The organism is Aurantiacibacter gilvus, from assembly GCF_038289935.1.
GTDB classification, from domain to species: Bacteria; Pseudomonadota; Alphaproteobacteria; order Sphingomonadales; family Sphingomonadaceae; genus Alteraurantiacibacter; species Alteraurantiacibacter gilvus.
In genome coordinates, this window is the sequence record NZ_JBBYHV010000002.1 from 935,288 (window position 1) to 947,303 (window position 12,016).

Sequence of the window (12,016 nt, forward strand, 5' to 3'; positions counted from 1 at the left end):
TTCGCCACTCCCGGGATGAGAGACCGTTCTTCTCGCTGCTTTAGCGACGGCGAGGAGGCTCACACGCGATACCGTCACCATCGCCATCCATTTCTGGACGATAGCCCGGTTCCCCTCGATACAGTGGCGCTGCACCAGCGGCGCGCGCTTCTCGGCAATTGGCAAAGTATATGCCCTGGTTGTTGCTTTGGTTTGAAGCAATCATTGGGGGCCAGTCGGCGGCAGACCCGCTAGCTTGCTCTTCCGTCATTTGCCTGTTCCACTCGGCTGCTCGCTGCAACGATTCTGGATCGCTTTCCCTAAAGTCGGCTGGCATCATGAACTCGCCCGCCCACATACCTACTCGACTTGCCTGGGCCCGTTCTGCGGACAAGACATAGTCCTGTGAGAACTGGGGCAGAGCCACTGCAAGCCCTGCGCTAGTCATCATTTCCGCGAGATCGATCCGACCCATCCTACAAGTGGCAACGATGCGACCATAAACATCCCTGTCACGCTGCTGACATTCGATTCGCTGGCCATGGACAAGCTCTCGCAGAAGATCCGCGGCAGCTTGTCCGCAGGCCCAAGTCTCACTGTCGCGCTGACAAGTTTGATTGGCTTCGGGTGCGTCAATTCCGTGTAGCCTGATGCGCTCTTCGCCCATCACCAACGTGTCCCCGTCAATGACGCTGACGCTTCCCAAATAGATTTGCGCTTGTGCCGGAAAGCAAAGCAGAAAGGGGAGGACTAGAAGGGCCTGGCGCACCATCGGCTTAAGCGCCATCGGTGAACATGCGCGTTTAATTAGCGCTGTGCCAAAGCGGCAAACCGGGCCGATGTCGTGGGTGAGCTTGGCCATCTATACTTCATTTGCCTTGCGTAGCCTGCCTAGGCGCGATGTTCTGCCACCTCAACCGCATCAGGCCATGGGAGGCAATTCAAAAGTGATCGCAGTGGTCCCATTATGTCCAACAGGATTCGCAAATCGCGAGTCTTGGATGTCGCTGACTGGCGGCGGATCACAGCGAAGGCGAAGAGTGCATGGAATGGGACCCGGCGAATTTCGAGGATAGGGTGGCCAACCTCAGGAGGGTCTGGGAGACTCGCGAGAAACTAGGGCTGCCCCATACCGAAGCCGAAAAGGTGTGGAGCCTGCTGTCGCTCGAACTGGAGTTCTCGGGCCAGCCGATGGCGGAGCTGGAAAGCATCGCATTGCAGGCTCGACAATGGATCGAAACGAAAAATCCTCACTACATCGACGCGGCGTTCCTCGCATGCCGCCACGCCGGTATCGACCCACCGCCAACCTTGCTCGGCATGATGGAGGATGTTGCCACTATCCGCTTTGCCGGGCTGGTAGGACTTGGCACTGGCAAGCGTATCCGCGACGAGTCAATTCTCGCCGATGCGCTGCGTTTGATTTGCTGCCTCCACTTGGAAGGTCAAATCTCGGTGCAACTGGCTGCGAGCAAGGCCGCGAGATACCTTTTCGATCGAGGCTCTGAAAAAATCTACAAGGCAAGCACTCTGGAGCGCGAATACGGCAAGGCTTTCCGCAAGGGCAATTCGCCGCTCGAAAACCTGATGCGCGCGGCGCTGCAGCGAGCATCACGTAAAGACCGTCAAGAGTGGGCGCGGCTGGCAAGGGAATTGCCGGAAGCGGATGACGAGCTGATGGGGTCGCGCCGATAAGGGGAGAAAATTTCTCTCAGTTGCTCCCCTGAATTGGAGGTTCAGCCCCGATAACCGGTCGTCCCGTGAAGTTCGAGCAAACCCGCTTGAACCAAGCGGGAGACCAAAAATGAATACCCCCATCACCATCACCATCCCCGAGGCTGTGAAGCTGACGGGTATGTCGCGGACGGCCATCTACGAGGCGCTGAAGCGCGGCGATCTCGTTGCCCGCAAGGCCGGTCGGCGCACGCTGATCGGCTTCGCAGACCTCGAGGGCTACCTCGCCAGCTTGCCCGCCTACACGGCGGAGGGTTGAGCCATGGAGCACAAACCGTTCGTTAGGCATCGGGAGGCGGCGCTGGCGCTGCTTTACCACGACAAGGGGCTGAACCGCGTTGAGGGAGGTTTCCTCGGTCAGCTCGTAGCCGATCCCTCCCCCCTGAGCTACAAGCAGGCCGATTGGTTGGCCGCGCTGCTGGAACGGGCAGGCCTGCCCCCGATCGCCGAGGAGCAGGTGCCGTGAGCACCTATCCCGACGTGTCGGGCCACCGGATCGTCGACACGTCGATTGTTGCTGCCGACTTCGCCCTCAGACTGGATCGGCTCCAACGATTGGCCCTCGCGGCGATCATGAAGGCGGGTTGGCTCGGCCCGACTTCCTACGAACTCTCCTCGCGCCAAGGCATGGAGCGCAACATCGTCCAGCCGCAGACCACCGAGTCGAAGGTGAAAGGCCTGATTCGCGTCAGCGGGCAACGCCGTGTCAACGCCACCGACAAGAAAGCCAACGTCTGGATCGCGGTGTGAACCCCGCTCCTGTCGCGCATCCCTGGGCACCCTACAAGGGCGACTTTGAAACTTCACCGGTTCGGAATTTCGGTGAAGTTTCAAACGCGCTCCTGGCGCTGCTGGAACCAGAGATTGAGCCGAATCCCGTAGATGGCACGGCGCTTGCAAATATCTATCCTACCTTAGGTGTGGCAGCCGAATCTGCACCACGGTCGCGAAGGGGCGGCGCGCGCAATAGCGCCGCCCGACAGAGCCATGCCATTACCACCCGCCAGATTGCCGAATTGCAGGCCGCCGAGCGCTATGCGCGCGAGATTGGCCTTCCCTTTACCCGGATGACGACAATCCACTGGAAGGCCGCTGGAGTGCCCCTTGATGGTATGGCGAGAGCCACGGGGAGGTTCATTGATTTGCTGACCAAGACTCTGGCCCGGCATGGCAGCAAGACTGCGTGGCTATGGGTCCACGAGAATGGCGACAAGAAGGGTTGGCACTGTCACCTGCTGTTCCACCTGCCCGCCAGCCTCGCTGGGCGCATCACTAGGCTCCAGCGCGGCTGGCTGCGGCGGATCACCGGCAAGCCCTACAAGCGCGGGGTGATCCACAGCAAACCGATCGGCGGGAGGCTTGGGGACGAGGAGGCAAACCCTGAGCACCATGCTCTCAATTTGGCAGAGGCGTTCGGCTATGTGCTCAAGGGGGCAAGTCCTGAGGCTGGCGAGCACTTCGAACTGGAACGGCTGGAGCCGGGAGGGCTGATAGTCGGGAAGCGGTGCGGCACCTCGCAGAACATCGGCCAAAAAGCTCGGAATTAGACATTCTTACGAGTGCGTCTCGAGCGGCCCGCCCGACCCCTGTAATCCACCGTCGGCCGAACTTTTGTTGATTTCGGAGAACTGCACACCACTGTTGGAGCATCTCGCCGCATCCGGCGCAGGCACTTGGTTGGGGGGCAACATTGAAGATCAACAACAAGTTCGCATGCCATGCGATGAAGGTTTTCGATCTGTGAGCGCGCCCGAAGACAGTGAAATCTTCCTTGCCACATTCGACGTGCTGAAGGCGTCTGTGCGCGATGTTCCATCCGATTTGGCATTTGCGTGGCCCAGCAGTGCGTCGATCAGGAAGCTGTGTGACGATCTGACCAAATACGCTTGCCGGGTCGAGATTATTGATCAGCAGACATTGCTTGATCAGCTCGACGACAGGTCAAGCAAGATCGCCGAAGCTTGGGAAGACTATAACCGCGATTGGCGCGGTCCGGTTAGTGCAATCGCCAACCGCCACGTCGATGCGCTGCTGGCGGCGGTTCTCGAAGATTATGTCCGCTCCTCAGTGGACCCTGCAGACCAAGGTCGAGATTGGGTAAAGGCTGGAAGCCGGATCGTTACGAATCTCACAGCTTATTTGCGACGCAAGGGTCGCTCCGCGCCTGCACCAGTTAAGTGGAGCCAGTTATATGCGCGCATTTCGTCTGGCGTTGCACATTGGCACCGCTCGCAGGGGCCACTACCGGCTGATGCCCCGCCTGCAGAAAAGTTGGAGCGGCTAGAGCAGCAATTGCGCTGGGCTGACGCGAATGGACGGCTGGCAGAGGCCTTGCGCCTTCTTGGCCAGATCGAGCCAGACGATTGGCAAGCGGGTTAATGCAAATAATGCTCAAGGTCAGTTTTCCTCCACCTGCCTAAACAGTCGCTTTCTCGACGTATGTGGGAAAATCTCGTGCGGGCGTGCGCGTTAGAGTAAGGTGCGCGTGGAACCGGGCCGATTGGAGGTTGGAAAGCGCTGTGGCGCTTCGCAGAACATCGGGAGGGCTGAACGCAAGAAAGCGGGTGGTGTTCGCTTGTTCGACCTAGCGCGAAGTGCTTGGCCTAATGGCATCGCGAAGGCTAGCTTCCCAAATGGTTTGCATTTGGCTTGGCGGGTTCAACAAACACCATATCTTCCGCACGATCGTATCACGCAACTTGGCCATGTCTGCGTAGTCGTAAACGCAGACCATGGCCTCAAAAATGTCGCGCTTTGGTCCGTAGCCACCCCGGATACGAGGATCAGCCAAGGCCTGATCTATAACGCGCTGATCCTTCATCCAATTGGTAAGGAGCGTCTTCACTGAAGGAAAGTCAGACAGATTTTCAAACTTCTTTACGTTGTCTACTTCGTTGACCAAGTGGTATCCAAGAAGTTGGCCGTTACCTTGGAAAATCGAGTCTGCAATTCGACCTGCGACGTGATCAAACCCTTTGCTTCTAAGGTCCTCTATAAATAGCCCCCTTTTCCCATTAAATCGGTTTTCAGCCAGCAGTTTACATTCACGTAGCTCGTTCATCAATGGAACGGCGAATTCATCGCCTTGCTGCTTGTCTAGCCGCATAGCGGTTTCGAGGTCTCGAATTGCCTCCTCAAATAGAATTCGCCAGCGATATAGCTTGGCTCGGTTGATCAGTGGCGCAGGGTTGGGGTTTGTTTCAAACGACCTTGTGTAAAGCGCAATCGCTTCGGCGGTGCGATACTCGCTTGCCGCCTTCATTCCTTGCTGGAAAAGATGCTGACCGGCCTCGTGCGTTGAAGATTGAGGTGCGCCACCGCCGAACAACTTTCGAAACAATATTAATCCCTTCGGAATGAACCTGAACCGACTGGATGCTTAATTGGCGATCCGTCACTTGTCACCTGGCTACGTGCTCAAGAGAGCGAGCGTCGAGGTTGGCGAGCGCTTCGTTCTGGGCCGTCTGGAGCCGGGCTACTGGTGATCGGCAAGCGCTTTGGGGCTTCACAGAACATCGGGCGAGCGGCGCGTGAGAGGTTTGCATGCGCTGCTGATAAGTGGGGGTAAAGCTGCACCCTGCACAATCTCGTGCGCCCGCCCGCGCGTCACTTCAGGGGCAAATCGGAAAATCTCGCGCGCGCGTACGATGGCGTGTGTCTGCATGGGGCCACTGCCATATCGGTTCATCGACGGCCTGCATTCCATTTGCTAACTTGTAGCTTGTGATTCGGGGGGAGGGCGGCAGCGATGCCGAATGGCCTAGAGGCCAAGCCACAGATTGGCTGTTATATGTGCGCTGAAGATTCGGCGAGACTGTCTAGCTATGCGAGAGAGCTAGGGGTGAAGCGTTCGCTTCTCGTCTGCCTTCTTGTCTTGCGCGAACTTAATTGCGGTAGACTGCCTACACTGCGCCTTCGCCATCGGTATGAAGGGAAGAAGAAGGGCCGAGGTCGCGTAACGGCACGCCTCAGCACAAAGACCCTCAAGAGCAGATTTGAGGCCCACCTTAGCAAGCACGGTATTGGCTCTGATGAAGCTGCGTGGGTTCTCTTCCATGCTGAGCTGTCTGAGAAATGGCTGGAAAAGTCGCTCACGGGCCGGAATCAATGTTGATTCCCTTGTTCAGGCATGGGACAGTGCAGGGCGCAGATGCACGTCATTGGATGGAACCAAGGCCTGCGATAACCGTCGAGGATTTGTTATGGCGCTATCAGTTGTGAATGGGGACCTGCCGCGGCAGCACGCGCCCGTCGACTGGGCGGCAGTTCAGTTCGCTCAGTTCGAACATGACGAGAAGTATCATCGTGAGATTAGTCGTCTCTCGATGCAGGATCGTCTGCGCCATATGGCCCTGCACTTTGCAAAGTATGCTGGCCGTTTGCATGAAGGTCCGAGCGATGAGGTCATCAAGCGGACTGCCGTAGATTCGCTGATTATCGCGGTCTCCTGTGCAAATATCCTAAATCGGAATGTTTCCAACATTGCTGAGCTTGAAGCCGGACAAGGTGAGGGGTTCGAGCAGTTCGCGCGGACGCTTACAGTCGCGGCTGGCAAGATGGCCGGAGCATGTGAGCGGATCGACCACCTCGAAGACTTTCCGTTTCGCTCTGCCATAAGTGAGCAAGTCGAAGTGATCTTGGTCGCAGCATTCAGATTTATTTCTGGCCTTCAACTGGACCCGATTGATGAGATGGCTTCCCGCCTTTCGGGCGTTAAGGCCAAGTCGATTTTCCACGGAAGGCTCTAGAGGCGACCTGTGGCGTTCTGGGGTGGGGCGAAGCTGCTGACGCAGGTCGAGAAGCTAGAGATTGTAGCGCCTTTCGATCCCAAACAGATAGATTGCTCCGCGTATACGCTGACGCTTGGCGCGGAAGCCTTTGTTACTCCTAGTTTCGGCGATGATCTTCGGGAAAACCTGAAGAAGGCGTTGGATGAGCCAGCGGCAGAAGCAGTCTGTGGTGAGGAAAGGCGTAAAGGTGGGGGCACCGTCGTAATTCCGCCTGGCCAGTTTGCCTTTCTACTAACAGAAGAAGTGGTTTCCATTCCGAAAAACGTGATGGGATTCATTTCTTTGAAGTCAAAACACAAGTTCCGTGGCCTGATCAATGTTTCCGGCTTTCACGTTGATCCGGGGTTCAAGGGCAGACTGATCTATTCAGTCTTCAATGCTGGCCCAGCCGCGCTACATTTATCGCGTGGCGATAACTTGTTCTTGCTATGGCTGGCGGATCTATCGGGCCGGACCCAGAGCGGTTATTACAAGACGGGCTCTGGTTATGTCGAAATTCCCAGTGATCTAGTTTCCGATGTTTCGCGTGAGACGCATTCACTTCAAGATCTGGCCAACCGCGTCGATGCCATCTCTGAGACATTTCGAAAAATCAAATCTGCTGCCACTGGATTGGCCACTGCGCTCGGCCTAATCATTGCCGCCCTCACGCTTGCAGCTGCTGTAGCCGCATTGTCTTCGTCAGATACTGACAAACAATCTGCTGCCGCCCACGACACTTCTTTGCCCGAACAGCCTCAGATCGAGGCGCAAGGCCGAAGAGACTCGCAAGGCGAGGGGGTGGAGTCTCAGGGCGCATCCGAATCTAGTGGTGCTGACCAATCCGCCACTGTCGCTGAATAGCCAACCAGAAGCGGGTGCTTTGGGTGACCGTCCTTAACGGTCCCCAGGCATTGAAGCGACCTTCCGAGGGCATCTGCCAAAATGGTCACCGTGCGCCATTGATCGCGAAGTCTTGGCGGTAGCTTCTGCAAAGCTCCCCATGCGCAGACAACGCTTTCAGCATCAGCGAGAATATGGCTTAGATGGTCACCATTCTGTGGCCCAACTGGATCATCTACTGTCGCGAGTTGGGCAATGTCGGTTGCACGGTAGGCGAACACGTTTCCAACGATCACGCGCGACCAACCCAAGCGAGTGGCAAAGCCCTTCACCTTTCGAATGGTCTGATCGTCCAGTTCCGCATCTGCGGTAGAAGGGTTGACCATGATGAATGCGCCTACCGGCCCGAATAGGCTTAGATCGCGCTCTAGCCTATATCTATACGAGCCACAGGGACTGAGAATCGCGCTCATCGATCGAGCAGCGGCTCACGATTAGATTGGTGCATCTGACACCCCCGTTTTCCACATTCATTCCATATGAACGAGTCAGTCGCTCCGTAAACCATTGAAAAGCTGGCGCACCCGACAGGATTCGAACCTGTGGCCTCTGCCTTCGGAGGGCAGCGCTCTATCCAGCTGAGCTACGGGTGCCAATAAGCGAGCGGGCGATTAGCAACGCTGGACCGCCGCGCCAAGCGGAAAGCTACTCCCAGCCGCTTTCGAGGAACTTAACCGCACAGCCCGCCAGGAAGGCGCTGCCCTTGGGCATGACGTTCTCGTCGAGGACCATGTGGCTCGAATGCAGGCCGCAGCAGCCCTTCCAGTCGACACCCTCGGCTGCCACGCCGAGGAAGAACATAGCACCCGGAACTTTCTCGAGCACGTAGGAGAAGTCCTCTGCGCCCATGGTCGGGGCGGGGCGGGTTTCCCACGGGTTCTCGCCGCCCAGTTCGCGGGCAACCGCTTCGCCCAGCGTGATGGCGCGACCATCGTTGAGGGTGGGCGGGAAGCCGGGGGTGATGGTCACCTCGGCCTCGCAATTGTGCGCCTTGGCGATGTGATCGGCCACCTGGCGCGCCGCATCCTTCACCGCCGCGCGCCGTTCGGGCGAGAGCGTGCGGATGGTGCCGAGCAGGTAGCAGCTGTCCGGGATGACATTGTTGGTGGTGCCCGCCTCGATCTTGCCGATCGTCAGCACGGTGGCCTCGGTCGCGGCAAACCGTCGTGTGATCATGGTCTGCAGGGCGATAACGATCTCCGCGCCAACGGGCACGGGGTCGACCGTATCGTGCGGCAGCGAGGCATGGCCGCCGCGGCCGGTCACGGTGATCTCGATCATGTCGGCGGAGGCGAGCATGGCGCCGGTGCGGCCTTCTATCCGGCCGTGCGGTGCGTTGGGCCAGACGTGCAGCGCAAACGCCGCGTCAGGCAGCGGATAGTCCGCCGTGCCGCCGAGCAGCCCGTCCTCCAGCATGAAGCGTGCGCCGTGGAAGCCTTCCTCGCCCGGCTGGAACATGAAGCGCACCTCGCCCGCCAGCTCGTCCCGCATGTCGGCCAGCACGCGGGCGGCCCCTGCCAGCATGGCGGTGTGCGCGTCATGGCCGCAGGCGTGCATGCGGCCGGGAATGGTCGAGGCGAAGTCGAGCCCGGTGTGCTCGCTCATCGGCAAGGCATCCATGTCGCCGCGCAGCAGTACGCTCGAACCCGGTTTGGCGCCTTTCAGCACGGCCACGGCCCCGGTGCACGACGGCCCTTCGTGCCATTCCAGCGGCAGGTCCGCGAGCGCCGCCTTCACCTTGGCGAGGGTCTTGGGCGTCTCCAGCCCCAGTTCGGGTTCGGCATGGATGGCGCGGCGCAGGGTGGTGATCGCTTCGCCGTGGTTGCGGGCAGCGGTGAGCAATTTCTCGGTCAGCATGGGGGCCTCTTGAAACTTTTCAGATGATGGCAATCTTGGTGCTCATATCGCCTGCCGTCGCATGTCGGTGAAACCGGGCCAGAAGTTGGTGCGAAGAAAACACAGCGGCCACGCAAATTGTTGCAGTTCGGCGACAGAAATCGGGCTTTTGCACAAAAGGCATAGCATTTGGATAGGCCCCATGTTTAAGGCGAGCGCGTATGCACGGTTCTATCCATCTATTTGATCGGCTGCCGCAAGTCGACGCGATTCCGGTCGCGGCGAACGATATTGCGCTGTTGCCCGTGCGTAGCCGCCCGCTTGTTGGCCTGATCCGCAATGGCCGCAGCCACCGCAACGGGGGCGACAGGGGCCGCAAGGATCCGCCTGCAGGCGTGATCCTGGCGACGCCGCATCGCCGCAGCGAGCTGCCGCAGATCCTCGCCGATTTCGCTTCCAAGCGGGTCGACTACATCGCCATTGACGGCGGTGACGGCACCGTGCGCGACGTGCTTACCTGTGGTGCCGGCGTCTTCGGCGATTGCTGGCCGATGATCATCGTGCTGCCCAACGGCAAGACCAATGCCCTGGCGCTCGACCTCGGCCTGCCCGCCGAATGGACGCTGGAACAGGCGCTGGCCGCCGTCGAACGCGGCAAGCTCGCGCGTCGCCAGCCGCTGGTGATTGCGCAGCGCGACAATCCATGTGCGCAGGTGCGCGGCTTCGTGCTAGGGGGAGGCGTCTTCAACCAGGTCGTCGCGCTGGGCCAGAAGTCGCACAAGTTGGGCGCTTTCAACAGCGCCGTGATCGGGCTGACGGCGGTGTGGAGCGTGGCTCAGGCAATCTTCGGCTTCACCAACAACCAGTGGCGTCGCGGTACGCGGATGGAAATCCGCACTTCCGATGGCAACGTGCTGCCGCACAACGGCGGTGCCCCGGCTGACGAGCGTTACCTGCTGCTGGCTTCGACCTTGCAGACCTACCCCGCCGGGCTCGATCCCTTCCGTGACGTGGAAGCGCCGATGCAGGTGGCCGTGCTCGACAATTCGCGCCGTAGCCTGCTCTTCCGCCTGCCCGCGATCTTCTGCGGCACCGCCAGCCAGGCGACGCGCGATCGTGGATACCACGTCTTCGGCGACACTTCGGTCGACCTCGATATCGCTGACGCATTTATCCTTGATGGCGAGGCTTTCCCGGCGGGTAACTATCGCCTGTCGGCCGGACCGAAGCTGCGCTTCGTCGTCCCGTGAGCTTGCAGCTGCGCGTCGGCGCGGCGTTATCCCGCGAAGTTGATCCCGCCGTCACGGCTTTCGCCGCGCGGCTGGCCGATGAGTCGGGCAATGCGCTGGCGGTGCTGTTCTACGGTTCCAACCTGCGCACCGGATCGCGTGAGGGCGTGCTCGACTTCTACGTGCTGACTTCGGGGGAGCCGGAGAGCGGCCTCTGGCCTACCGTGAGCTATCGCGAGTGGCAGCACGAAGGGGAAGATCTGCGCGCCAAGATCGCGACCATGACGCTCACCAAGTTCATGGCGGCCTCGAATGGTTCCACAATCGACACCACGATCTGGGCGCGTTTCGTGCAGCCTTCTGCCCTGGTATGGCGGCGTGACAATGGCGCTGCGGAGAAAGTGCAGGCCGCGATAGAGGATGCCGCGGCCACGGCAGCCAAGCTGGCCATTGCTGTCGGACCCGAGCGGGGGACCGAGGACGATTACTGGCGCGCCCTGTTCCGCGCGACCTACAAGGCCGAACTTCGCGTCGAGAAACCGGGGCGCGAGGATTCGATACTCTCGCTCAACGCCGAACATTTCGACGGGCTGCTGCCCGAAGCCCTCGAATTCGCCGGAACGCCCTTCGCGCGTGAAGATGGCCTGCTCGTTCCGCAGATGAGTGCAGGCGAACGCAGACGTATCCAGAACTGGTGGGTCAAGCGCCGCCGCCGCGGCAAGCTGCTCAACATTGCCCGGCTGGTGCGCGCCACCCGCACCTTCGACGGGGCAGCGCGCTATGCGGCGTGGAAGGTGCAGCGCCACACCGGGGTCGAGATCGAAGTCACGCCCTGGCGCGAACGGCACCCGATCCTGTCGGCCCCGGCAGTGATGTGGAAGGTCTGGCGCGCCAGACGGCAGTCCTGAACCTTACTAGAGGTAGCGCATCCGGATATTCATCGGCAACACTTCGCGGCCCAGCGTAAAGCGGGTGCGGTTCACCCCCGGCTTCCCGAGGTTGAAGATATTGATGCTGGGATTGTTCGACATGCCGCCACCGTCGCTGGTGATGTCGGTGCGGCCATTGCCGTTGCGATCATGCCGGATGGCAATGGCATAGTCGCCCGCTGCAGGCGCGGGCATGCAGACCTGCATGGTGCCTTCGCGGGCGGGCAGTTCGATGCGGTTGAGCCAACGGCCGCTCTCCAGCCAGTCCTCGCGCGTGCCGCGATAGAGCTGGATGCGCAGCGTCCCTTCGGAGCTGGAGATGCCGGTTACCTGGATCCACACCGCCGGGCCGCTGCCCTGGCAGGGTGCAATCGAGTGGCGCATCTCATTGCGGTACTGTGCCTGCGCGGGGACCGACAGCCCCAGGGCAAGCGCGAACATGGCCACAAATCGCAAAACGCGGTTGTTCATCACTGTTCAAACCTCTTGGCCGGCGGGATTGAGGCAAGGTCCGCCTGGCGGTCCGCTGCGCAATATTCAGTTGCCGGCATATATAGAATGTGGCGCGAGAATTGCCAAAAAGGCTCTGAATGGCGGCTGAAGAACGGCGCAATCTGCAAGTAAGGGCGTCGAAGGC

The 12,016-nt window shown here is 59.8% G+C and carries 15 protein-coding genes and 1 tRNA gene; 10 read left to right on the plus strand and 6 right to left on the minus strand.

The features are described from left to right. Positions 1-40 precede the first annotated feature (40 nt). Positions 41-841, minus strand: a complete 801-nt coding sequence (locus tag AAEO60_RS14580; protein WP_341674441.1) for a thermonuclease family protein — start codon at positions 839-841, stop codon at positions 41-43. A 182-nt stretch (positions 842-1,023) separates the two neighbouring features. Here AAEO60_RS14580 and AAEO60_RS14585 point away from each other — a divergent pair, with 182 nt between their 5' ends. From AAEO60_RS14585 to AAEO60_RS14610, 6 genes are all read left to right on the plus strand, one after another. Beyond that, positions 1,024-1,674, plus strand: a complete 651-nt coding sequence (locus tag AAEO60_RS14585; RefSeq protein WP_341674442.1) for a hypothetical protein — start codon at positions 1,024-1,026, stop codon at positions 1,672-1,674. Between the two features lie 109 nt (positions 1,675-1,783). Next, complete coding sequence (locus AAEO60_RS14590) at positions 1,784-1,972, plus strand: helix-turn-helix domain-containing protein (RefSeq protein ID WP_341674443.1); 189 nt, start codon at positions 1,784-1,786, stop codon at positions 1,970-1,972. A 3-nt stretch (positions 1,973-1,975) separates the two neighbouring features. Continuing rightward, positions 1,976-2,179, plus strand: coding sequence for a hypothetical protein (locus AAEO60_RS14595; RefSeq protein WP_341674444.1), 204 nt, complete (start codon positions 1,976-1,978; stop codon positions 2,177-2,179). Continuing rightward, positions 2,176-2,463, plus strand: a complete 288-nt coding sequence (locus tag AAEO60_RS14600; protein WP_341674445.1) for a hypothetical protein — start codon at positions 2,176-2,178, stop codon at positions 2,461-2,463. Before AAEO60_RS14595 ends, AAEO60_RS14600 begins: the two co-directional genes overlap by 4 nt. Continuing rightward, positions 2,460-3,260, plus strand: coding sequence for a hypothetical protein (locus tag AAEO60_RS14605; protein WP_341674446.1), 801 nt, complete (start codon positions 2,460-2,462; stop codon positions 3,258-3,260). Before AAEO60_RS14600 ends, AAEO60_RS14605 begins: the two co-directional genes overlap by 4 nt. 94 nt (positions 3,261-3,354) lie before the next feature. Continuing rightward, complete coding sequence (locus AAEO60_RS14610; protein WP_341674447.1) at positions 3,355-4,092, plus strand: hypothetical protein; 738 nt, start codon at positions 3,355-3,357, stop codon at positions 4,090-4,092. Positions 4,093-4,297: 205 nt separating this feature from the next. Here the strand turns inward: AAEO60_RS14610 and AAEO60_RS14615 are convergent, their stop codons facing one another. After that, positions 4,298-5,053 carry a hypothetical protein gene (locus tag AAEO60_RS14615; protein ID WP_341674448.1) on the minus strand — a complete coding sequence of 252 codons (756 nt, stop codon included), beginning with the start codon at positions 5,051-5,053 and terminating at the stop codon, positions 4,298-4,300. A 691-nt stretch (positions 5,054-5,744) separates the two neighbouring features. On the opposite strand from AAEO60_RS14615, the gene AAEO60_RS14620 reads away from it, so the two are divergent. Together AAEO60_RS14620 and AAEO60_RS14625 are read left to right on the plus strand one after the other, a co-directional pair. Next, positions 5,745-6,461: a hypothetical protein gene (locus AAEO60_RS14620; RefSeq protein ID WP_341674449.1), complete on the plus strand. Its 717-nt coding sequence runs from the start codon at positions 5,745-5,747 to the stop codon at positions 6,459-6,461. Positions 6,462-6,470: 9 nt separating this feature from the next. Further along, positions 6,471-7,346 (plus strand): dCTP deaminase domain-containing protein, encoded by an 876-nt coding sequence (locus tag AAEO60_RS14625; protein ID WP_341674450.1) that lies wholly within the window; start codon positions 6,471-6,473, stop codon positions 7,344-7,346. On the opposite strand, the gene AAEO60_RS14630 is transcribed toward AAEO60_RS14625, so the two are convergent. The 3 genes from AAEO60_RS14630 to AAEO60_RS14640 form a co-directional block, all read right to left on the minus strand. Further along, entirely contained in the window at positions 7,292-7,798 is a 507-nt protein-coding gene (locus AAEO60_RS14630) for a DUF1643 domain-containing protein (RefSeq protein ID WP_341674451.1), read from the minus strand. The genes AAEO60_RS14625 and AAEO60_RS14630 overlap by 55 nt on opposite strands. 103 nt (positions 7,799-7,901) lie before the next feature. Next, a tRNA-Arg gene (locus AAEO60_RS14635) sits at positions 7,902-7,978 on the minus strand. Between the two features lie 52 nt (positions 7,979-8,030). Next, positions 8,031-9,242 (minus strand): M20 metallopeptidase family protein, encoded by a 1,212-nt coding sequence (locus AAEO60_RS14640; protein ID WP_341674452.1) that lies wholly within the window; start codon positions 9,240-9,242, stop codon positions 8,031-8,033. Between the two features lie 284 nt (positions 9,243-9,526). On the opposite strand from AAEO60_RS14640, the gene AAEO60_RS14645 reads away from it, so the two are divergent. Continuing rightward, positions 9,527-10,471 (plus strand): diacylglycerol/lipid kinase family protein, encoded by a 945-nt coding sequence (locus AAEO60_RS14645; protein ID WP_341674453.1) that lies wholly within the window; start codon positions 9,527-9,529, stop codon positions 10,469-10,471. After that, complete coding sequence (locus AAEO60_RS14650) at positions 10,468-11,358, plus strand: hypothetical protein (protein ID WP_423970206.1); 891 nt, start codon at positions 10,468-10,470, stop codon at positions 11,356-11,358. The genes AAEO60_RS14645 and AAEO60_RS14650 overlap by 4 nt, the downstream gene beginning before the upstream one ends. 6 nt (positions 11,359-11,364) lie before the next feature. Here AAEO60_RS14650 and AAEO60_RS14655 read toward each other — a convergent pair whose 3' ends face one another. Next, entirely contained in the window at positions 11,365-11,850 is a 486-nt protein-coding gene (locus AAEO60_RS14655; protein WP_341674454.1) for a DUF2141 domain-containing protein, read from the minus strand. Between the last annotated feature and the right edge of the window lie 166 nt (positions 11,851-12,016).

Coding starts and splice junctions, on each gene's coding strand:
- AAEO60_RS14580 (WP_341674441.1), bottom strand. CDS start 841: ATGGCCAAGCTCACCCACGACATCGGCCCGGTTTGCCGCTTTGGCACA.
- AAEO60_RS14585 (WP_341674442.1), top strand. CDS start 1,024: ATGGAATGGGACCCGGCGAATTTCGAGGATAGGGTGGCCAACCTCAGG.
- AAEO60_RS14590 (WP_341674443.1), top strand. CDS start 1,784: ATGAATACCCCCATCACCATCACCATCCCCGAGGCTGTGAAGCTGACG.
- AAEO60_RS14595 (WP_341674444.1), top strand. CDS start 1,976: ATGGAGCACAAACCGTTCGTTAGGCATCGGGAGGCGGCGCTGGCGCTG.
- AAEO60_RS14620 (WP_341674449.1), top strand. CDS start 5,745: ATGAAGCTGCGTGGGTTCTCTTCCATGCTGAGCTGTCTGAGAAATGGC.
- AAEO60_RS14630 (WP_341674451.1), bottom strand. CDS start 7,798: ATGAGCGCGATTCTCAGTCCCTGTGGCTCGTATAGATATAGGCTAGAG.
- AAEO60_RS14640 (WP_341674452.1), bottom strand. CDS start 9,242: ATGCTGACCGAGAAATTGCTCACCGCTGCCCGCAACCACGGCGAAGCG.
- AAEO60_RS14655 (WP_341674454.1), bottom strand. CDS start 11,850: ATGAACAACCGCGTTTTGCGATTTGTGGCCATGTTCGCGCTTGCCCTG.